The 21,004-nt window shown below is 62.9% G+C and carries 15 protein-coding genes; 9 read left to right on the top strand and 6 right to left on the bottom strand.

Annotation, left to right across the window (positions count from 1 at the left end; all coding sequences use genetic code 11):
• Window positions 1–49: 49 nt before the first annotated feature.
• The 3 genes from hemH (at window position 50) to NKI79_RS03780 (ending at window position 2,662) form a co-directional block, all read left to right on the top strand.
• Window positions 50–1,114, top strand: a complete 1,065-nt coding sequence (hemH, locus tag NKI79_RS03790; RefSeq protein WP_352799957.1) for a ferrochelatase — start codon at window positions 50–52, stop codon at window positions 1,112–1,114.
• A gap of 131 nt (window positions 1,115–1,245) precedes the next feature.
• Entirely contained in the window at window positions 1,246–2,193 is a 948-nt protein-coding gene (locus NKI79_RS03785; protein WP_352688032.1) for an SPFH domain-containing protein, read from the top strand.
• A gap of 4 nt (window positions 2,194–2,197) precedes the next feature.
• Window positions 2,198–2,662 carry an NfeD family protein gene (locus NKI79_RS03780; protein WP_254816927.1) on the top strand — a complete coding sequence of 155 codons (465 nt, stop codon included), beginning with the start codon at window positions 2,198–2,200 and terminating at the stop codon, window positions 2,660–2,662.
• A 13-nt stretch (window positions 2,663–2,675) separates the two neighbouring features.
• Here NKI79_RS03780 and NKI79_RS03775 read toward each other — a convergent pair whose 3' ends face one another.
• The gene (locus NKI79_RS03775; RefSeq protein WP_352647736.1) at window positions 2,676–3,677 is read right to left on the bottom strand and encodes a KpsF/GutQ family sugar-phosphate isomerase; all 1,002 of its coding nucleotides are present in this window, start codon (window positions 3,675–3,677) and stop codon (window positions 2,676–2,678) included.
• Between the two features lie 150 nt (window positions 3,678–3,827).
• Between NKI79_RS03775 and NKI79_RS03770 the strand changes: the two genes are divergently transcribed.
• On the top strand, window positions 3,828–5,582 hold the full coding sequence (locus tag NKI79_RS03770) for an outer membrane beta-barrel protein (protein WP_352799953.1): 1,755 nt from the start codon (window positions 3,828–3,830) through the stop codon (window positions 5,580–5,582).
• 132 nt (window positions 5,583–5,714) lie between these two features.
• On the opposite strand, the gene galU is transcribed toward NKI79_RS03770, so the two are convergent.
• Entirely contained in the window at window positions 5,715–6,620 is a 906-nt protein-coding gene (galU, locus tag NKI79_RS03765; RefSeq protein ID WP_352736997.1) for a UTP--glucose-1-phosphate uridylyltransferase GalU, read from the bottom strand.
• Window positions 6,621–6,827: 207 nt separating this feature from the next.
• On the opposite strand from galU, the gene NKI79_RS03760 reads away from it, so the two are divergent.
• Both NKI79_RS03760 and NKI79_RS03755 read left to right on the top strand, forming a co-directional pair.
• A complete protein-coding gene (locus NKI79_RS03760; RefSeq protein ID WP_254816924.1) occupies window positions 6,828–8,054 on the top strand; it encodes a lytic murein transglycosylase in 1,227 nt (408 codons plus the stop codon).
• Window positions 8,055–8,080: 26 nt separating this feature from the next.
• Window positions 8,081–9,328 carry an SGNH/GDSL hydrolase family protein gene (locus tag NKI79_RS03755; protein WP_352688030.1) on the top strand — a complete coding sequence of 416 codons (1,248 nt, stop codon included), beginning with the start codon at window positions 8,081–8,083 and terminating at the stop codon, window positions 9,326–9,328.
• Between the two features lie 36 nt (window positions 9,329–9,364).
• Here the strand turns inward: NKI79_RS03755 and NKI79_RS03750 are convergent, their stop codons facing one another.
• Window positions 9,365–10,819 carry a glutamate synthase subunit beta gene (locus NKI79_RS03750; RefSeq protein WP_352799950.1) on the bottom strand — a complete coding sequence of 485 codons (1,455 nt, stop codon included), beginning with the start codon at window positions 10,817–10,819 and terminating at the stop codon, window positions 9,365–9,367.
• Between the two features lie 143 nt (window positions 10,820–10,962).
• Window positions 10,963–15,693: a glutamate synthase large subunit gene (gene gltB / locus NKI79_RS03745; RefSeq protein ID WP_352799947.1), complete on the bottom strand. Its 4,731-nt coding sequence runs from the start codon at window positions 15,691–15,693 to the stop codon at window positions 10,963–10,965.
• A gap of 467 nt (window positions 15,694–16,160) precedes the next feature.
• On the opposite strand from gltB, the gene NKI79_RS03740 reads away from it, so the two are divergent.
• Complete coding sequence (locus NKI79_RS03740; protein WP_352799944.1) at window positions 16,161–17,213, top strand: threonine aldolase family protein; 1,053 nt, start codon at window positions 16,161–16,163, stop codon at window positions 17,211–17,213.
• Between the two features lie 84 nt (window positions 17,214–17,297).
• Here NKI79_RS03740 and NKI79_RS03735 read toward each other — a convergent pair whose 3' ends face one another.
• The gene (locus NKI79_RS03735) at window positions 17,298–17,762 is read right to left on the bottom strand and encodes an Hsp20 family protein (protein ID WP_352799941.1); all 465 of its coding nucleotides are present in this window, start codon (window positions 17,760–17,762) and stop codon (window positions 17,298–17,300) included.
• A 472-nt stretch (window positions 17,763–18,234) separates the two neighbouring features.
• Between NKI79_RS03735 and NKI79_RS03730 the strand changes: the two genes are divergently transcribed.
• Both NKI79_RS03730 and NKI79_RS03725 read left to right on the top strand, forming a co-directional pair.
• Entirely contained in the window at window positions 18,235–19,209 is a 975-nt protein-coding gene (locus NKI79_RS03730) for an alpha/beta fold hydrolase (protein WP_352799938.1), read from the top strand.
• A 139-nt stretch (window positions 19,210–19,348) separates the two neighbouring features.
• On the top strand, window positions 19,349–19,807 hold the full coding sequence (locus tag NKI79_RS03725) for a styrene oxide isomerase (protein ID WP_352799935.1): 459 nt from the start codon (window positions 19,349–19,351) through the stop codon (window positions 19,805–19,807).
• Between the two features lie 149 nt (window positions 19,808–19,956).
• Here the strand turns inward: NKI79_RS03725 and hisN are convergent, their stop codons facing one another.
• Complete coding sequence (hisN, locus tag NKI79_RS03720; protein WP_254816916.1) at window positions 19,957–20,730, bottom strand: histidinol-phosphatase; 774 nt, start codon at window positions 20,728–20,730, stop codon at window positions 19,957–19,959.
• Window positions 20,731–21,004: the final 274 nt, after the last annotated feature.

Below are 21,004 nucleotides of genomic sequence, written 5' to 3'. Positions count from 1 at the left end.
ATCGCTACTTTCGCCGCGGCACCGTTGGTTCGCGGTGTTGGAGAACCTCATGACGCTTGCCAACCCTGCTGAAATCAAAGCCGAGAAGACCGCCGCCTCCCCGTCGGCAGGGCGCCCTCCGGTCAGGACCGGCAAGGTCGGTGTCATGCTGATCAATCTCGGCACCCCCGACGGCACCGGCTTCAAGCCGATGTGGCGCTACCTCCGGGAGTTCCTGTCCGATCCACGCGTCATCGAGCTAAACAAGGCGATCTGGTATCCGATCCTCTATGGCCTGGTCCTCACCACCCGGCCGAGGAAGTCGGGCGCCAACTATGCCAGGATATGGAACCGGGAGCGCAACGAGTCGCCGCTGCGCACCTACACCCGCGCCCAGGCCGAGAAGCTCGGGCTCGCGCTCGGCGACCTCCCCAATGTCGTTGTCGACTGGGCGATGCGCTACGGCAACCCTTCGACCGCGAGCGTGGCCGAGAGACTGGTCGAGCAAGGCTGCGATCGCATCCTGTCTTTCCCGCTCTATCCGCAATATTCGGCGACGACGACTGCGACTGCCAACGACCAGCTGTTTCGCGCGCTGATGAAGATGCGCCGCGCCCCGGCCATTCGCAGCGTGCCGCCCTATTACAATGAGCCGGCCTATATCGAGGCGCTCGCCCGTTCGATCGAAAAGCATCTGGCGAGCCTCGACTTCGAACCGGAAATTGTCATCGCTTCCTATCACGGCATTCCGAAACCCTATTCCGATAAGGGCGACCCCTACCAAGCCCATTGCCTCGAGACGACGCGGCTGCTGCGCGAAAAGCTCGGCTGGGATGAAAACAAGCTGATCACCACCTTTCAGTCGCGCTTCGGCGCGCAGGAATGGCTGCAGCCCTACACCGACAAGACGGTCGAGAGACTAGGGCGCGAAGGCGTGAAATCGATCGCCATCGTCAACCCCGGCTTTTCCGTCGACTGCATCGAGACGCTGGACGAGATCGGCAGGGAAGCGGCCGAGACCTTCCACCATGCCGGCGGTGAAAAGTTCGCACACATCCCTTGCCTCAACGACAGTACCGAGGGCATGGCGGTGATCGAGGCAATGGTGCGGCGCGAGCTGTCCGGCTGGGCCTGAACAGATCACCCGTCTATTCACCGGCAATCCATGATCACCTGATTGTAACGTTGCTGAAACACACTTAACTGTTTGATCAAGCCGGCCGCGTGGAACTGTCCGGCATGGCCGGCCTTTGAGGGGAGAGCCAAATGGGTTTCAGTGGTTTCGATATCGCGCTTCTTGTTCTTGTCGCCCTTGTCGTGCTGGTGCTTTTCAAAGGCATCCGGACAATTCCGCAAGGCTATAACTATACCGTCGAACGCTTCGGCCGTTACACCAAGACATTGAGCCCGGGCCTCAACCTCATCGTGCCCTTCGTCGACCGTATCGGCGCCAAGATGAACATGATGGAGCAGGTGCTCGACGTCCCGACGCAGGAGATCATCACGCGCGACAACGCCACCGTTGCCGTCGACGGCGTCGCCTTCTATCAGGTGCTCAACGCGGCGCAGGCCGCCTACCAGGTCGCCGGCCTGCAGAACGCTATCCTCAATTTGACGATGACCAACATCCGCACCGTCATGGGCTCGATGGACCTCGACGAGCTGTTGTCGAACCGCGACGCCATCAACGAGCGCCTGTTGCGCGTCGTCGACGAGGCCGCGCATCCCTGGGGCATCAAGATCACCCGTGTCGAGATCAAGGACATCAATCCGCCGGCCAATCTCGTCGAATCGATGGGCCGCCAGATGATGGCCGAGCGCAATAAGCGCGCCCAGATCCTCGCCGCCGAGGGCCTCAAGCAGTCGCAGATTCTGGAGGCCGAGGGGCGCAAGGAAGCCGCCTTCCGCGACGCCGAGGCGCGCGAGCGATCGGCCGAGGCTGAAGCACGCGCCACGCAGGTGGTGTCGGAGGCGATTTCCAAGGGTGACGTGCAGGCGCTCAACTACTTCGTCGCGCTGAAATACACGGAAGCGCTGACCAGGATCGGCTCCGCGACAAACAGTAAACTCGTGCTGATGCCGATAGAGGCTTCCTCACTGATCGGCACGCTTGGCGGCATTGGCGAAATCGCCAGGGAAGTTTTCAAGGGCGAAGGCACCGCCGGTCCAGCACGACAGGCCCGCCCGCCCGTGGTTCGTCCCAGCGAGACCTGAGGCCATGTTCGACCGCATTGTTTCCGAACTCGGCCCGTGGAGCTGGATGGTCCTCGGCCTCATCCTGCTGGTGATGGAGGTCATCGCGCCCGGCATTTTCATGCTGTGGATCGGCATTGCCGCGCTGTTGATCGGCGTCGTCTCGCTGCTCATCTGGGACGCCGGTTTCTGGACCTGGCAGGTCCAGGTCGTCGCCTTCCTCGTGCTGTCGCTGGTCTCGGCTTATGTCGGCAAGCGGCTGGTGGGCGGACGCCACGATGAGACCGACCAGCCTCTGCTCAACCGCCGCGGCGCACAGATGGTCGGCCGGACGGCGACCCTTGCCGAGCCGATCAAGGACGGGCGCGGCCGCATCAAGCTGGGCGACACGTTGTGGCGTGTCTCCGGCCCCGACCTCCCGGCCGGCACGCAGGTGCGCGTGACGGGTGCCGCTGATACCGATCTGGAACTGACGGTCGAGGCGGTCTAGAAAACTCGCCAGACTAGGCAGCACCGATACGCAGCAGGTCGTGCAGATGGACGAGCCCGATCGGCCGCCTGCCTTCGACCACCATCAGGCTGGTAATAGCCGAGTCGTTGATCGTCTGCAGCGCCGTCGCCACCAGCGTGTCGGGCGCGGCCATTTTTGGCTCTCTGGTCATCACCTGATCGACGCTCATGGCCAAGAGATCGCTGCCGATATGGCGCCTGATGTCGCCATCGGTGATGATGCCGATCAGCTTGCCGTCCGCCGCAGTCACCGCCACGCAGCCAAACCCCTTGCGCGACAATTCGAGGATTGCCTCGCGCATGCCGGTGCCGGACGACACCAGCGGCAGCCTGTCACCGACATGCATGATCTCGCGGATCTGAGTCAGGTTGGCTCCGAGCTGGCCGCCGGGATGGAACGTGCGGAAATGGTCCGGGGTGAAGCCGCGTGCTTCGAGCAGCGCGATGGCCAGCGCATCGCCCATCACCATTTGCAGCAGCGTCGAGGTCGTCGGCGCAAGGCCGTGCGGGCAGGCTTCCGGTGCTCGCGGCAACAGAAGCACCACGTCGGCCGCACGCGCCAGCGCCGATTTTTCGCCGGCGGTGACCGCGACCAGCGGGATCGAGAAGCGCCTCGAATAGGCGATGATGCCCTTGAGCTCGAGGCTTTCCCCCGACCACGACAGCGCGATGATGGCGTCGTTCCTGGCGATCATGCCGAGGTCGCCGTGATTGGCTTCGGCAGGGTGAACGAAGAAGGCCGGCGTGCCGGTCGAGGCGAGCGTTGCGGCAATCTTCGAGCCGATATGGCCGCTTTTGCCGACCCCGGTGACGATGACGCGGCCATCGATCCGCGACACCATGTCGACGGCCCGTGCGAACGGCTCGGCCAGCCCGTTTTCGAGCGCGTCGGCCAATGCCGCGACGCCGGCCTGCTCTGTCGCTACCGTTCTCAGCGCCGAAGCAATCGCGGCCTGCCCGTCGTGCCGCTTCCTGTCTGGGGATTTCACGTCCATGGACGATGCGATTAGCGCTTCGGCGCGCGCCTGTCCAACGGAATTGCCGCCCCGAACACCCTGGCGGGCCATCCCTCAACGCTCCGTTAACCATCCCCATTTACGGTTTCGTAAGTATGGCGCGCGTGCGCCGCGCAAGCAGTGGTGCCGATGTCCGGGTTTCAGCCTCAAAACAAAATGGGACGAAAGGGCAAGGCGGTTCGCGCATTGCTGCTGGCAACCACCGTCTTTGCGTTGTCGCGTCCGACACTGCTTTGCGCCCAGGAAGCCGAGCTGCGCGGCGAGGTTTCGGAATCGACAATCCTGGACGACCAGCAGTACAAGATCAGGCAAACGAGCATGGCTGGAACCCAAGCCGCCCAGGCGGCTGCAACCCCCAACGACAATACGCCGCTGCCTACCTATCGTCCGGCCAGCCAGGGGGCGTTGCCTGACGACGGCACGGGCGAAGCGGCCGCGACCGGCGGCACTTTCGATCCGCCGGCGGCCAGCGGCGACCCATTTCCCGACAACCCTGCTCCGCCGCGACGGCGGCCAAGCGCAACGCGCGCCGCCAACGCGGCCAACGCCGAAGCCGAGACCGCGGACAGCCATACGAGCAAGAGAACCGCGACTGCAGCGACGACCAATGACACCGATACCGCCGCCATAGACGAGCAGGATACGGCCAACCGCCGTGCGGTGACCATCGATTCCGCCGAAAGGCTCAGGCTCGACCCCGGCGCCGAGCGCACCGAGGCCATCGAAGGCCAGAACAAAAAGAACGAGGACGACCCGTTCGCCGCCACCGGCATCAAGCTCGGCTCGTTCGTGATCCGGCCGACGCTCGAGCAAGGCCTGACGTCTTCGACAAACGCCGATTCGAGCAGCCTCGGCAAGCCGGCCCTGCTGTCGGAAACGACGCTGCGCTTCAACGCCGTCTCCGATTGGCGGGAGAATTCGGCGACGGTTGAGGGCTATGGCATCTTCCGCGAAACCTTGTCCGGCTATGACATTCACGAGGCGCAAGGCCGCGTCGACGGCACACTCAACATCGATCTCGACAATGATCTGCGCGCCATCGCCAAGCTGGGCTATGAGGCCGTGCCCGAATCGGCCTCGGCGCCGGACGCAGTCGTCGGCGCCGTTGGCCAGCCGGTGCGCCAGACAGTGAACGGCAGTCTCGCCGTCGAGAAGGATGCCGGCAAGATGCGCTTCGCGCTGACCGGCGCGGTCGAGCACGACGTCTTTGGCGACGCCAAGCTTTCGTCGGGCGGATCGCTGTCGCAGAAGGGCCGCGACTCGACGCTCTACACGGCCATTTTGCGCACCGGTTACGAGATCTCGCCTGCCATCACGCCGTTCACCGAAATCGAGATCGGCCGGCGCGCTTATGATTTGCGCGTCGATCCAAACGGCTTCCAGCGCTCCTCGACCAGGCTTGGCGCACGGGCCGGCGTCGAGCTCGATCTCCGCGAGAAGCTTACCGGCGAGTTCTCGGTCGGCTGGCTGCGCGAAGCTATCGACGACGACGCCCTGCCGGCGATTTCGGGCGCGACGGTCAATGCCGATCTCAAATGGTCGCCGGAACGCGGCACCACGATCGGGCTCACCGCACAGACGACCGCCGAGAACACGACGAATGCGGGCGAAAGCGGCTCCATGCTCTATTCCGGCAGCCTCACGGGCGAGCGGCAGATCCGCGCCAACCTGACCGGAAATGCCGCGCTCGGCCTTGAATGGCGCGACTATACCGGCTCCGACGATCATGATTTGACGCTGAGCGCCGAGGCTGGGCTGACGTGGTGGCTGAACCGCTACACCGGGCTCACCACCCGCGCCAGGACTGAAAAACTGACCAGCAACCTGGTTGGGCGCGACTACACGGCCAACAGTATCTTCGTTGGCTTGAAGTTGCAGCGCTAAATGCATATCGCGCAAAAGTGTGCAGCGGTTTTGCGATAACGACTTGCATAAAAACAAGAACCTAGGTGCGTCGCATGAGGCCTGTCGAACGCGGCGCGCTTTCGCCGACCAGCGCGGCAACCGGCGCTGACACTATAAGGCTAGGCCGCGGCGCTCTGACGGCGCGAGTTCGTCGAGAAGTGTGCGAATGACACCGGCCATGCTTCCATTCATGTCGCTGCGCCACAGCGCGAAGGCAACGTTGGCCTCGACGAAGCCTTCGGGCGAGCCGCAGTCGAACGTGCGCCCGCGATAATGATAGCCGTAGAAGGGCTGTTGTTTCTGCAGTTTCAGCATTGCATCGGTGAGCTGTATCTCGTTGCCGGCGCCTTTTTCCTGGCCTTCGAGTATCTTGAATATCTCAGGCTGCAGGATGTAGCGTCCGTTGATGTAGAGGTTCGACGGCGCCGTTCCGGTCTTCGGCTTTTCCACCATGCCGGTGATGCGGAAACCGTGATGCGCGTCATCGCCGCGGCCGACAATGCCGTATTTGTGCGCCTCGGCCGGATCGCATTCCTGCACGGCGACGATGTTGTTGCCGGTCTCGGCGTAAAGCTCGACCATATCCTTCATGCAGCTTTTTTCCGACTGCATGATCATGTCGGGTAACAGCAGCGCAAAGGGCTCGTCGCCGACAAGCTCGCGCGCGCACCAGACGGCGTGACCAAGGCCGAGTGGTACCTGCTGGCGGGTGAAGCTGGTCTGCCCCGGCGCCGGCTGCAGCCGCTGCAGGCGGGCGAGCTGGTCGTCCTTGCCGCGCTGCGCAAGCGTGTCGTAGAGCTCGAACTGGACATCGAAGTGATCCTCGATGACCGCCTTGTTGCGGCCGGTCACGAAGATGAAATGCTCGATCCCGGCATCGCGCGCCTCATCGACCACATACTGGATGACCGGCCTGTCGACGACCGTCAGCATTTCCTTGGGAATGGCCTTGGTAGCAGGGAGAAAGCGCGTGCCGAGACCGGCAACCGGGAACACTGCCTTGCGAACTCTCTTCATGTGCCAATTATCCATTTGCATGCCTGTTCGGCAATCCCGATTCGAGACATTTTCATGCCGAAATCGAGGATTACTGAACGGCGGGTCATAAATCTCAGCTGGTAAAGCATTGACGCATCTTTTCACCCCGCACGGCACCTATGGTAAACCAAATGCTAACCGGGTTCGGCGATGAATAGTCTTCCTGAGATGAAGAAGGAGGAAAAGATGTCCGTTCGCAACGCCGCAAGGCGCTTCACCAGCGTCCTGACGGCCGCCAGCCTCTCGCTTGCTTTGCTCATGCCCAGCGGGCCGGCTTTTGCCGATGCCGGCTTCCGCCAATGGGTCGCCAGCTTCCGTGCTACCGCCGTGGCGAGCGGCGTTTCCGGCTCCGTCTACGACCAGGCATTCAAGGGCATCAACGATGCTGACCCGGTAGTGCTGGAAAAGGCTCGTACTCAGCCCGAATTCACCGCACCCGCCTGGGATTATTTCGACAACCGCGTCCATGACCAGTCGGTCGCCGTCGGCCAGCAAATGGCAAGGAAATGGAAGCCTTGGCTGGACAGGATCGAGGCAAGATACGGCGTCGACCGCTACATCCTGCTGGCCATCTGGTCGATGGAATCGAACTACGGCGAAACCCTCAAGCGCGATGATATCATGCGCAATGTCGTGCGCTCGCTGGCGACGCTTGGTTATGCCGACCCCAAGCGAGCGAAATTTGCCCGCACCCAGCTGATCGCGGCGCTGAAGATCCTGCAGACCGGCGACATCGACGAAAGCCATCTCAGCGGCTCATGGGCCGGCGCGATGGGCCATACCCAGTTCATCCCTACCAGCTACCTGTCCTATGCGGTCGATATGGACGGCAACGGCAAGCGCGACATCTGGAATTCGATTCCCGACGCACTGGCGACAGCCGCCAATTTGCTGCGGAAGAACGGCTGGCAGGCAGGCAAGACCTGGGGCTATGAAGTCAGCCTTCCGGACGGCAAGAAGCTGCCCGGAGGCTCGAAGTCGCTGTCGCAATGGCAGGCGCTGGGCGTCACCCGTGCCAACGGCAAGCCGTTCAAGAACGGTGCCGACAAGGCGACGTTGAAACTGCCCGGCGGCCGCGGCGGGCCGGCTTTCCTGATGATCACGAATTTCTCGGTCATCAAGCGTTACAACAATGCCGACAAATATGCGCTCGCCGTGGGCCTTCTTGCCGACGAAATCGCCGGCTATGGCGGGCTTGTGCAGGACTGGAAGCGACCGTTTACCAAGCTCTCCTTTGAGGAAAGGCAGGAGCTTCAGAAGCGACTTTCCGAGCACGGCTTTTACGACGGCAAGTTCGACGGCAAGATCGGTGACGGATCGAAAACCGCCATCATGGCCTTCCAGGCAAAGGCCGGCTTGACCCAGGACGGGTATCCGAGCAAGGAAGTGCTCAAATGGCTCAGGCAGAACTAGAGCCGGTTACGGGATGGAGAGGGTGATTGGTTTCGGCTGCGCGCATCCGGTTAATCGTTCGTCGCGTGCCGATTCTGGTTCTGGCGATCGCCGTTCTGGCCGTCGGCGCCGCCAGTGCCTTTCATACCTCGGCCATGGCGCAGGAGCCGGAAAGTCGTGGCTGGTCGCTGCGCGACCTGTTGTTTCCGCGCAGAAGCGAGCGGTTTGAGCAGCCGCCGCCCGAATTCCAGAGAGAATTCCAGAGAACAAAGCCCAGGCCCAAGCTGAGAAAGCCCCGGTCAGTTCGCCGGCCGCCGCCGGCCGAGCCGACAACCCCAGTGGCCGAGAAGGCGCCGGATGCACGCGTCGTTCTGGTGGTCGGCGATTTCATGGCGTCTGGGCTGGCTGAGGGGCTCGACGCCGCCTTTGCCGAAAACACCGGCGTCAGGATCGTCGTCCGTGCCAACGGATCGTCCGGCTTCGTGCGTGACGATGTCTACAACTGGCCAGAACAGGTCAAGTCGCTGATCGCTGCCGAAAAACCGGCAGCCGTCGTCGTCATGCTCGGATCCAACGACCGGCAGCAGATGCGCGTCGGCGATGTGCGCGAGCAGCCGCGATCCGAGAACTGGACCAAGGAATACGAGCGCCGGACCGATGCGTTCGGCAAGGCCATCGCCGCAACCAAGGTGCCGTATTTGTGGGTTGGCATGCCGGCCTTCCGGGTCTCGAAAATGACTTCCGACATGCTGGCCTTCAACGATATCTTCCGCTCGTCCGCCGAAAGCCACGGCGGCGAATTCGTCGACGTCTGGGACGGGTTTGTCGACGAGAACGGCGCCTTCATCACCAGCGGACCGGACATCAACGGCCAATCGGTGCGCCTGCGCTCCGACGACGGCATCAACATGTCGAAGGCCGGCAAGCGCAAGCTCGCCTTCTATACCGAAAAGCCGCTGATGAAGATCCTGGGGCTGGCCGCGCCGGGAAGCGTGGTGACGGCTTCTGCCCCGGCCGGCGCTCCCGTCGAGGCGCCGGCACCTGCTGCCGCGCCGATAGCTGTCGATCGCACCGTGCCGATGCTGCTCAGCGATCCGGCGCTGGACGGCGGTTCGGAACTTCTCGGCGCCGCCCCGCCGGCAAAAGCTGACAAGAATTTGCCGGGCGAAAGGCTGATCGTCGAGGGCAAGGCGCCCGACGCCTCACCGGGACGCGCCGACGATTTCTCCTGGCCACCCAAGACACAGCCTGCGACGGCGGCCGCATCCGATACGACGACGGCGATCCGGCAGTAAAGCTGGCGCCTCTTTCTGTAGAATTTCGGAACGGGCTCAGCGCGGCAGCACGCTCGATCCCATCAGCGCCTCGTCGATTGCACGCGCCGCCTGGCGGCCCTCGCGGATCGCCCAGACGACCAGCGACTGGCCGCGCCGCACGTCGCCCGCCGCATAGAGCTTTTCGACGCTGGTCCTGTAGTCCCGGTCATTGGCCTCGACATTCTTCGAGCGGCGGCTGTCGGTGACGATCTTCATCTGCCCGTCGAGTTCCGAGACCGGCCCGCGAGCGGCTGGCCCGGCAAAGCCGATGGCGATGAACGCGAGATCTGCGCGGATGACGAATTCCGTGCCCGCGATCGGCTTGCGCTTTTCGTCGACTTCGCAGCATTTTACCCCGGTCAGCTGGCCGTCTTCGCCGATGAATTCAAGCGTCGCCACCTGGAATTCGCGCTCGGCGCCTTCGGCCTGCGAGGATGACGTGCGCATCTTGGTCGCCCAGTAGGGCCACACCGACAGCTTGTCCTCCTTTTCCGGCGGCTGCGGCCGGATGTCGAGCTGGGTGACGCGCACCGCGCCTTGGCGGAAGGCGGTACCGACGCAGTCGGAGGCAGTGTCGCCGCCGCCGACGACGACGACGTGCTGGCCGCCGGCGACGATCGGGCGCGACGGCCATGCCACCGACTGGATCGGCTCGCCGCCGATACGCTTGTTCTGCTGAACCAGATACGGCATCGCGTCGTGCACGCCGTCGAGATCGTCGCCAGGGATGTTGGCCGGACGCGGTGTTTCGGAACCGCCGCAATAGAGGACCGCGTCATATTCGGCGAGCAGTTCGGCGACCGGCTTATCGACGCCGACATTGACGCCACACTGGAAGCTGACACCTTCGCCCTGCATCTGCTCGATGCGCCGGTCGATATAATGCTTCTCGATCTTGAAGTCGGGGATACCGTAGCGCATCAGCCCGCCCGGCCGGCTCTCGCGCTCATAGACGTGAACGTCATGGCCGGCGCGGCCGAGTTGCTGGGCAGCCGCCATTCCCGCCGGCCCCGAGCCTATGATCGCGACGCGCTTGCCGGTCTTCCGTTCCGGCGGATAGGGCCGAATATGGCCGGTTTCATAGGCTTTGTCGGCAATCGCCTGCTCGATCGTCTTGATGGCGACCGGAATATCCTCGAGGTTCAGCGTGCAGGCTTCCTCGCAAGGTGCGGGGCAGATGCGGCCGGTAAATTCCGGAAAATTGTTGGTCGAATGCAGGTTGCGGATCGCGTTTTCCCAGTCGCCATTGTAGACGAGGTCGTTCCAGTCCGGGATCTGGTTGTGGATCGGGCAGCCGGTCGGTCCATGGCAATACGGAATGCCGCAATCCATGCAGCGCGCGGCCTGTTTCTCGACCTCCTTGTCCGACATCGGCAGCGTGAACTCACGGAAATGCCGGATGCGGTCGGAAGCCGGCTGGTACTTGTGCACCTGCCGGTCGATCTCGAGAAACCCTGTTACCTTGCCCATAGTCCAGTCCCTGCTGTCCGGAAGGTACGCCTGGCGACGCACCCGTTAACCTCATAAGGCAGCCGTGGCAACCTTCAGTCCGAGGTCAGGATTGTTGATGAAGATGGTTGCCAGGACGCATGGGCCCCCGGCAATTTCCAAATCTATTCCGCCGCCACGTTCATGCGCATCCGCTCCATCTCGATCAGCGCGCGGCGGTATTCGACCGGCATGATCTTCCGGAATTTCGGCCGGAAAGTCGCCCAATCGTCGAGGATTTCGCGACCTCGTACCGAGCCCGTGTAGTGGACGTGGTTGGAGATCAGCTGGTAGAGCCGCTCCTCGTCGTGGCTGGTCATATCGCCCGATACGTCGACACGGCCCTTATGGTCGAGATCGCCGCCGTGGTGGAGCAGCTTCTCCATCAGGTCGTCCTCTTCCGGAACCGGCTCCAACTCGACCATCGCCATGTTGCAGCGTTCGGCGAAATCGCCCGCCTCATCGAGCACATAGGCGACGCCGCCCGACATGCCGGCGGCGAAGTTGCGGCCGGTCTGGCCGATGACGACGACGATACCACCAGTCATGTATTCGCAACCGTGGTCGCCGACGCCTTCAACGACCGCGGCGACACCCGAATTGCGCACAGCAAAACGCTCGCCGGCAACGCCGCAGAAATAGGCCTCGCCCTCGGTTGCGCCGTAGAGCACGGTGTTGCCGACAATAATGGACTCGGCAGCAACGATTTTCGTGTTCTCCGGCGGGCGGATGACGATGCGGCCGCCCGACAGACCCTTACCGACATAGTCATTGGCAGCGCCCACCAGTTCGAACGAAATCCCACGCGCCAGAAAGGCGCCAAAGGATTGGCCGGCCGTGCCGGTGAGCTTCACCGAGATCGTGTCCTCGCGCAGGCCCTTGTGCTTGAAGCGCTTTGCCACTTCACCCGACAGCATGGCGCCCGTCGAACGGTCGACGTTGCGGATCGGCAGTTCGATGCTGACCGGCTGCCTGGCTTCGAGCGCCGGCTTTGCCAGTTCTATCAGCTTGCGGTCGAGCACGTCGTCGATCGGATGCTTCTGCCGCTCGGTCCAGTGCACCGCCGCGTGTGGCGCATCGGGCTTGTAGAACATCTTGCTGAAGTCGAGTCCGCGCGCCTTCCAGTGCTGGATCAGCTCGCGCTTTTCCAGAAGGTCGGTGTCGCCGATGATCTGGTCGAGATGGGTGTAGCCCATCTCGGCAAGCAGCGCCCGCACCTCTTCCGCCACATAGAAGAAGAAGTTGATGACGTGCTCGGGCGTGCCCTTGAAGCGCTTGCGCAGCACCGGGTCCTGCGTCGCGACGCCGACCGGGCAGGTGTTGAGATGGCACTTGCGCATCATGATGCAGCCGGCCGCGATCAGTGGCGCGGTCGAGAAGCCGAACTCGTCGGCGCCGAGCAGCGCGCCGATGATGACGTCACGCCCTGTGCGCAGGCCGCCATCGACCTGCAGCGCGACGCGCGACCTGAGGCCGTTGAGCACCAGCGTCTGGTGCGTCTCGGCAAGGCCCATCTCCCACGGGCTGCCGGCATGCTTGAGCGAGGTCAGCGGCGAAGCGCCGGTGCCGCCGTCATAGCCTGATATGGTGATGTGGTCGGCACGCGCCTTGGCGACGCCGGCCGCAACCGTGCCGACGCCGACTTCCGAGACCAGCTTGACCGATACGTCGGCCGCCGGATTGACGTTCTTCAGGTCGTAGATGAGCTGCGCCAGATCCTCGATCGAATAGATGTCATGATGCGGCGGCGGCGAGATCAGGCCGACGCCCGGCGTCGAATGCCTGACCTTGGCTATGGTTGCGTCGACCTTGTGGCCCGGCAGCTGGCCGCCCTCGCCGGGCTTTGCCCCTTGCGCGACCTTGATCTGCATCATGTCGGAATTGACCAGATATTCGGCAGTGACGCCAAAGCGTCCCGAAGCGACCTGCTTGATCGCCGAGCGTTCGGGGTTCTTGCCGCCGCCCGGCAGTGGCAGATAGCGGTCGGCCTCTTCGCCGCCCTCGCCGGTATTCGACTTGCCGCCGATGGCGTTCATGGCGCGCGCCAGCGTCGTATGCGCTTCCCTGGAGATCGAGCCGAAGGACATCGCCCCGGTCGAGAAGCGCTTGACGATTTCGGCCGCCGGCATCACCTCGTCGAGTTCGACCTTCTTGCGCCCGGTCTCTTGCGCAAGCTTGATCTTGAACATGCCGCGAATGGTCTGCGCCTGCGCCGTCTCGCTGTCGATCTGGGCGGAATAGTCCTTGAACGTCTCCCACGAGCCCTGGCGCACAGCGTGCTGCAAGGTCGCCACTGCGTCGGGCGACCAGATATGGGCCTCGCCGCGCATGCGGAACATGTATTCGCCGCCGACCTCGAGGCTGTTGCGCAGCACCGGGTCGTTGCCGAAGCCGTCGGTGTGGCGGCTGACCGTTTCGGCGGCGATCTCGTCCAGCCCGACGCCTTCGATCAGCGTCGCCGTACCGGTGAAGTACTTGTGCACGAACTCCGACTTCAGCCCGATGGCATCGAAGATCTGCGCGCCGCAATAGGACTGATAAGTCGAGATGCCCATCTTGGACATCACCTTCAGGATGCCCTTGCCGATCGACTTGATGTAGCGGGAGACGACCTCGTAGGCATCGACCTCCGCTGGCAATTCGCCACGCTTGTGCATGTCGAGCAGCGTGTCGAAAGCGAGATAGGGGTTGATCGCCTCGGCGCCGTAGCCGGCGAGACAGCAGAAATGATGCACCTCGCGCGGCTCGCCGGATTCCACGACGAGCCCGACCGAGGTGCGCAATCCCTTGCGGATCAAATGATGATGCACGGCCGCCGTTGCCAGCAGCGCCGGAATGGCGATGCGGTCCGGGCCGAGCTGACGGTCCGACAGTATGATGATGTTGTAGCCGCCGGCGACCGCCGCCTCGGCGCGCTCGCATAGCCGGTCTATAGCGCCCTGCATGCCGGCCGCGCCTTCATTCGAAGCATAGGTGATGTCGATCGTCTTGGTGTCGAAACGGTCCTCGGTGTGACCGATGGAGCGGATCTTTTCGAGATCGCCATTGGTCAGGATTGGCTGGCGCACTTCGAGCCGCTTGCGGCGCGAATTGCCGACCAGGTCGAAGATGTTGGGCCGCGGCCCGATGAAGGACACCAGGCTCATCACCAGTTCCTCGCGGATCGGGTCGATCGGCGGGTTGGTGACCTGGGCGAAATTCTGCTTGAAATAGGTGTAGAGCAGCTTCGATCTGTCCGACATCGCCGAAATCGGCGTGTCGGTGCCCATCGAGCCGACTGCTTCCTGGCCGGTGGTCGCCATCGGCGACATCAGCAGCTTGGTGTCTTCCTGGGTGTAGCCGAACGCCTGCTGGCGGTCGAGCAGGCTGACGTCCCTGCGCAGGGCGCGCGGCTCGACCGGCTTCAAATCTTCGAGGATGAGCTGGGTATTGGCGAGCCAGCTCTTGTAGGGGTGCCTGGTCGCGATCTCCGACTTGATCTCCTCGTCGGAAACGATGCGGCCCTTGTCCAGGTCGATCAGCAGCATGCGGCCGGGCTGCAGCCGCCACTTCTTGACGATCCTTTCCTCCGGCACCGGCAGCACGCCGGCTTCCGAGGCCATGATGACGCGGTCGTCGTCGGTGACGATGTAGCGCGCCGGCCGCAGCCCGTTGCGGTCGAGCGTGGCACCGATCTGGCGGCCGTCGGTGAAGGCAACCGCCGCCGGCCCGTCCCACGGCTCCATCAGGGCTGCGTGATATTCGTAGAAGGCCTTGCGGTCCTGACCCATCAGCTTGTTGCCGGCCCAGGCTTCCGGGATCAGCATCATCATGGCGTGGGCGAGCGAATAGCCGCCCTGCGTCAGGAATTCGAGCGCATTGTCGAAGCAGGCGGTGTCCGACTGCCCTTCGTAGGAGATCGGCCACAGTTTCGAGATGTCGTTGCCGAACAGTTCGGAATCGACCGAAGCTTGGCGCGCCGCCATCCAGTTGACGTTGCCGCGCAGCGTGTTGATCTCGCCATTGTGGGCGACCATTCGGTAGGGATGCGCCAGCTTCCACGACGGGAACGTGTTGGTCGAGAAGCGCTGGTGGACCAGGATCAGCGCCGTCTCGAAACGCGGGTCGGTGAGGTCCTTGTAGTAGGCTCCGACCTGATAGGCCAGGAACATGCCCTTGTAGACGATGGTCCGCGACGACATCGAGACGACATAGAAGCCGTTGTCGACGCCTTTGGTCTCCTCGTGGATACGTCCGGAAATGACCTTGCGCAGGATGTAGAGCCGCCGCTCGTAATCGTCGTCGTTCTCGATCTCGGCGCCGCGGCCCAGGAACACCTGCCGGTGCACCGGCTCGGAAGCGGCGATGTCGGGCGCCTTGGACAGCGACGAATTGTCGACCGGCACGTCGCGAAAGCCGAGCAGCGGCTGGCCCTCGAGTTGCGCCACCTCGGCGATGATGCCTTCGATATGCGCCTGCAGCTCCGGGTCGCGCGGCATGAACACCTGGCCGACGGCATAGTGGCCGGGCTTCGGCAGTTCGACCCCTTGCTTGGCCATCTCCTCACGGAAGAAGCGGTCCGGCAGTTGCACCAGCACGCCGGCGCCGTCGCCCATCAGCGGATCGGCGCCGACCGCGCCGCGATGCGTCAGGTTTTCGAGCACGGCAAGGCCGTCCTCGACGATCTGATGCGACTTCACGCCCTTCATGTTGACGATGAAGCCGACGCCGCATGCATCATGCTCGTTGCGCGGATCATAGAGGCCGTGCGCGGTATAGCCGGTGTTGGTTCGCCGTATATTGGTCGGGGACGGATTTTTGACGGCTGCCGCTTTCGTCTGCGCGGCCTTCGTCGCAGATGGCGTCATGTCCGTCATCGTCCTGTCCTCCGTTCCGTCCCCTTCGGGCGCTGGTTTCCGTCGGGAAGCGCGTGGCTCCCCTTTCAATCTTGCGGCACGTCTTGCGAAATTCTTGCCGACGGTGCGGCTTTCCGCATCGTTCGCATATGGTATTCGTACAGGCCGGAGCCAGGCTGTCTAGCTGTCGCTCGCGGCAATGGCCGCAGAGGCGCAATCATATGCCAATGCGGCCAGTTTTGTGCGACAAAATAAGACAGCACTACTGTCCTAAATTTTTATGACAGAAATTTTGGATGCACACAAGACCGATTCACAAAATTCTTGAAGCTTTCGCGACAGAAAATTGCGCGGAACCCGGTATCAGCGTAACCTTTCGTCGCTGCATGTACGCTCACTGGCTTTAGCGGATTTTCGGTATCTGCCCCTTGCGGCCGGCATGCGAAAGCGGCCAAGCTCGCCCCGATTTCCCCAGCATAGGCAGACGCATGATTTTCGCTTCCGACAATTGGGCAGGCGCCCATCCCCGTATCGCTGCCGGCCTCTCGGCCCATGCCGACGGCTTCTCCACCGCCTATGGCGACGGCGTCCTCGACAAGGCAGTTTACCAGCGCTTCAATGAAATCTTCGAATGCGAAGTCGCGGTGTTTTTCGTCGCCACCGGCACCGCTGCCAATTCGCTGTCGCTGACTACCTATAACAAGCCAGGCGGCATTTCCTTCTGCCATCGCGAATCGCACATCATCGAGGACGAATGCGGTGCACCGGAATATTTCACCGGCGGTTCGCGGCTTTATACAGTCGAAGGCGCACTCGGCAAGATCGATGCCGGCAATCTGGAGCGGGCGGTGGACCGTTTCGCACCGGAAAACGTCCATTCCGGGCGGCCGGTTGCCGTTTCGATCACTCAGTCGACCGAGGTCGGTACCGTCTACACGCTGAACGAAATCGCCAGGATTTCGGCGATCGCAAAGCAGCACGGACTGCCGCTGCACATGGACGGGGCCCGCTTTGCCAATGCGCTCGTCGCGCTGGAAACGACGCCGGCCGAAATGACCTGGAAGCACGGTGTCGACATCCTCTCCTTCGGCGGCACCAAGAATGGCTGTTGGTGCGCCGAGGCGATCGTGCTGTTCGACCTCGAGCGAGCCAAGGAATTGGCCTTTTTGCGCAAGCGCGCGGCCCAGCTGTTCTCGAAATCGCGCTTCATCGCCGCGCAATTCGATGCTTATTTCAGGGGTGGGCTATGGCTCGATACGGCACGGCACGCCAATGCCATGGCGGCACGGCTTGCCGCGGCGATAGAAGATTCCCCTTCCGCCCGGCTGGCCTGGCTGCCGCAGGCGAACGAGGTCTTCGCGGTCATGAAAAAGGCCGAGGCCGAAAACATGCAAGCGGCAGGCGCGGCCTTCCATGACTGGCACAGGCCGCTCGGCTACGATGGCCACATCGGCGAGGACGAAGCGCTCTATCGCTTCGTCACCAGCTTCGCGACCACGCCCGACGAGGTCGACCGTTTCGGCTACCTGCTCGCCGGATAGCAAGCCAGCAAAAAGAGCGGCGCATTGCTGCACCGCCCTTTCTTCCCGGGAAGTTGGCGTCCCCAGAGAACTTAGCTGCCTGGCTTAGGCGGCAGTCTTGGCCTCGATCTGCTTGGCCTTGGCCGGAGCCGAGGTGATCGCGATCTTGCGCGGCTTCAGCTCTTCGGGGATGTTGCGCTTGAGGTCGACGGAGAGCAGCCCGTTCTTCAGCGCGGCGCCGACAACCTCGACGTGATCGGCAAGCTGGAAGCGGCGCTCGAAGGCTCGGCTGGCGATACCGCGATAGAGCAGTTCGGAGCCTTCGCCACTGCCTTCCTCCTTGCGCTCACCCTTGACGGTCAGCACATTGCGGTGAGCTTCGATCGAAATCTCATCTTCCGAGAAGCCGGCCACAGCCATCGAGATGCGATAGGCATCCTCGCCCGTGCGCTCGATGTTGTAAGGCGGATACGTCTGACCTTCCGGCTGCGCAAGCGAATCGAGCATGGTGAACAGCCGGTCGAAACCGACGGTCGAACGGTAGAGCGGGGAAAAATCAACGTGACGCATGATGTGTTCTCCTGTTGAGCAACAAGGTTGCGTATGGCCGGTGCGAAACCCGTAACAGCGTTCCGGATGGGCCAGCGGCCCCGACATTGGCGACCGCATGACAAATTTGGGAAGCGGACAACGGCATTTCAAGATTTTCCCGCGTCCAAACGGGACCGGTCTCGGCCGACGTCCCGATGCCGATGAACGGCAGATGAACGGTGGCTTCGGCGAGCGTTCAGCCAGGCGGCATTAAAACTGTTCTCGAGATGACGAACAGGTCGCGAAAAAGGCGACACGACGAGGCCGAACCGGGTGCAACGTCCCTTCCTCCCGGGTCGACAGAGGCCGGAAGTACGCCCAAGGCTGCTTCCGGCCTTGCTCGTTTACTACCTCGGTCGACCTCCCCCGCGTCCCGAATTGCTTTGCTTTTGGCGCATGGGCGTTTATGCCTGACTTGCGCCCGTCGGCACCGACACCAGCCAAACACCGTATGACCGATCTTTTCCACCAGACCCCCGTCTTCCACGAAACTCCGGGCAATCCGCTGCCGGAAAACGCAGCCGGTGGCTTCTTCACCACGCGCGACGGCAAGAAGATCCGCTATGGGCTGTTTGCCGCGATTGCCCGCCCCATGAAGGGCACCGTGGTCGTCCTGACCGGCCGCAACGAGTGCATCGAGAAGTATTTCGAGACCATTCGCAACCTTGCCGACCGGGGCTTTGGCGTGGCAACCCTCGACTGGCGTGGCCAGGGCGCTTCCGACCGGATGATCGGCGACCGACAGCGCGGCCACGTCCAGAGCTTCTTCGACTATACCGGTGATCTGGAGCAGTTCTTCGAAGAGATCGTGCTGCCCGATTGCCGAGGACCCTACTACATACTGGCCCATTCGGCTGGCGCGGTGATTGCGCTGCTCGCCGCGCCCTCGATGGCGAACCGCGTGCGCCGCATGGTGCTGATCGCACCGTTCTTCACGGTGCCCGACCTGCCGGTTTCGGTAAAAACCGTTCGCCGCATCTGTTCGCTGTTCTGCCTTCTCGGCCTCGGCCGGCTCTATGCCGCATGGGGGCCGCGGCCGAAGGAATCGGTGCCCTTCGCCATGAACAAGCTGACCAGCGACCCGGCGCGCTATCGGCGCAATACGCTGATCTACGAAACCTATCCGCAACTGGCGCTCGGCGGACCGACGATCCGCTGGCTGAAGGCGGCCACGGAGGCATCCTTGATCGTCAGCGACCCGGATTTCATGGCCAAGATCCAGGTGCCCTTGCTGATGATCGCCGCCGGCGCCGACCAAGTCGTCTCGACCAGGGCAGTCGAAGCCTATGCGAGACGTCTGCGCGTCGGCTCGCTGGTGATGATCGACGGCGCCCGCCATGAGATCCTCCAGGAAGCCGACCTCTATCGCGAGCAGTTGCTTGCGGCATTCGATGCCTTCATCCCCGGAACCGGCGACGCTGTTTGACCGCTTCGCCGGCGCCCGCCGACAAGGCCCGCACGGGTCGCTTGTCCGGCGCAGCGTGCCCCCCTTATTCCCGTTCAGGCATCGAGCGCTAGCTTGCTGCCAAAGAGGTTGGAGGCCATTCGCCGGGAGAAAAACGACCATGAACGCATCGAATACGCTGTCATGTCAGGGGCATCGGCTACTGCAGATTGGCGTCGCACTGCTGCTGTTTTCGTCATTCGAAGGGTTTGCAAGACCGTATCTCGCCGCACCGCGGCTCGGACTGTCCGCGCACACGCTCAGCGCCCTGGAGGGCGTTCTCTTGCTGGCGCTAGGCCTCACATGGTCTAGGCTCAATCTCGGCGCGGCGACGTCGCGGATTGCATTCTGGCTGCTGATCTATTCGGCTTTGGCGATCCTGGCCGCCTACGTGATCGCCAGCGCCTGGGCGGCCGGCAACGAGACTATGCCGTTAGCGTCCGGAGCCTTCCACGGAAGCGCCCTTCAGGAAGCAGTGATCAAAGGTGTGGCGTATTCGTCCGCGCCGACCGGCCTCATCTCTTTCGTGCTCATTTTGTGGGGCCTGCGTCTCTCGGACGCTTGGCCTGCCGATAGCTAATGCATGTCGCGCGAAAGTTCGCAGCGGTCGTGCGATAACGACATACAAAAGATGCGAGCGCGCCCCGTTCAAACGCGACGCACTTTGGAACCGTACCGCGGTTTCCGTCGGATTTTGCGCAAAACCAGACGCGTGGGTGCACCGGATGCCTAGCCGCGCAGCGCCGCCATCGCCGCCGCGTGCAGTTCCGGTGTCGCCGCCGCCAGGATGTCGCCGCCGTTTTCCGCCGGTCCGCCTTCGAAGGTGGTGACAACGCCGCCTGCCTTCTCGATGATCGGGATCAGCGCGACGATGTCATAGGGTTTCAATCCGGGATCGGCAACGATATCGACGCTGCCCGCCGCCACCATGGCGAAGGCATAGCAGTCGGTGCCGTAACGGGCGAGTTGGACCTGTTGCTCGAACAGGTCGTAGCGCAGGCGCGCGTCTCCCTTGAACAGCGCCGGCGTGGTGGTGAACAGCGTCGCCTCGGCGAGATTCGTCGTCTTGCGCGTCGCGAGTTTTCGCGGGCCACCGGGACCTTCATAATGCGAGCCGGAGGCATTGGCGTAGAACAGCTCGCCGGTGAAGGGCTGCGACATCATGCCGGCGACGGCATCGCCGTCGACCGTCAGCCCGACCAGTGTTCCCCACACCGGCAGGCCGGAAATGAAGGCGCGCGTTCCATCGATCGGATCGATCACCCAGACATGCCGGCTGGAGATGTTTTCGCTGCCATGCTCCTCGCCGAGGATGCCGTGATCGGGGTATTGCGCGTTGATCAGCGCGCGGATGGCCCGCTCGGCCTCGCGGTCGGCCTCGGTGACGGGGTCGAAGCTGCCGCGCTCCTTGTTGGTGACCGCGCCCTGATTGCGGAAGCGCGGCAAGGTCTCGGCTGCGGCGGCATGCGCAACGCGCCGCATGAACTCGATGCTGACGTCCAACTGATTCTCCCGCTCCAGCATGTTTGAGATGCCCGTTAGCCCACGGTTTTATGCCGAAACAAGGGCGTTCGGAGCCTTTCGCTGGACGCTAACTGTTGCTCGAATGCAACGCAATCATCGTGGAAATGCAATTTCCACTTCACAGTGAATTAAAAAACCCGGAACGCGCCTTGACATTTGTGCAGCGCACAATACGTTTGTTCTCGGACAGGGTTCCTGTCCATGCCCTCCTTGGGCGTTTCCTCCCTAGACTTCGACCGTGTCGTGCAAACGA

The organism is Mesorhizobium sp. M0340, from assembly GCF_040321535.1.
In the GTDB taxonomy this organism is placed as follows: domain Bacteria; phylum Pseudomonadota; class Alphaproteobacteria; order Rhizobiales; family Rhizobiaceae; genus Mesorhizobium.
Note: the sequence above shows the minus strand (reverse complement) of the source record. Positions and strands in the feature narration are given on the sequence as shown.

Coding starts and splice junctions, on each gene's coding strand:
- NKI79_RS03740 (WP_352799944.1), top strand. CDS start 16,161: ATGATTTTCGCTTCCGACAATTGGGCAGGCGCCCATCCCCGTATCGCT.
- NKI79_RS03730 (WP_352799938.1), top strand. CDS start 18,235: ATGACCGATCTTTTCCACCAGACCCCCGTCTTCCACGAAACTCCGGGC.
- gltB (WP_352799947.1), bottom strand. CDS start 15,693: ATGACGGACATGACGCCATCTGCGACGAAGGCCGCGCAGACGAAAGCG.
- hemH (WP_352799957.1), top strand. CDS start 50: ATGACGCTTGCCAACCCTGCTGAAATCAAAGCCGAGAAGACCGCCGCC.
- NKI79_RS03725 (WP_352799935.1), top strand. CDS start 19,349: ATGAACGCATCGAATACGCTGTCATGTCAGGGGCATCGGCTACTGCAG.
- NKI79_RS03750 (WP_352799950.1), bottom strand. CDS start 10,819: ATGGGCAAGGTAACAGGGTTTCTCGAGATCGACCGGCAGGTGCACAAG.
- NKI79_RS03770 (WP_352799953.1), top strand. CDS start 3,828: ATGTCCGGGTTTCAGCCTCAAAACAAAATGGGACGAAAGGGCAAGGCG.
- NKI79_RS03775 (WP_352647736.1), bottom strand. CDS start 3,677: ATGGACGTGAAATCCCCAGACAGGAAGCGGCACGACGGGCAGGCCGCG.
- NKI79_RS03735 (WP_352799941.1), bottom strand. CDS start 17,762: ATGCGTCACGTTGATTTTTCCCCGCTCTACCGTTCGACCGTCGGTTTC.
- NKI79_RS03780 (WP_254816927.1), top strand. CDS start 2,198: ATGTTCGACCGCATTGTTTCCGAACTCGGCCCGTGGAGCTGGATGGTC.
- NKI79_RS03760 (WP_254816924.1), top strand. CDS start 6,828: ATGTCCGTTCGCAACGCCGCAAGGCGCTTCACCAGCGTCCTGACGGCC.
- galU (WP_352736997.1), bottom strand. CDS start 6,620: ATGAAGAGAGTTCGCAAGGCAGTGTTCCCGGTTGCCGGTCTCGGCACG.
- NKI79_RS03785 (WP_352688032.1), top strand. CDS start 1,246: ATGGGTTTCAGTGGTTTCGATATCGCGCTTCTTGTTCTTGTCGCCCTT.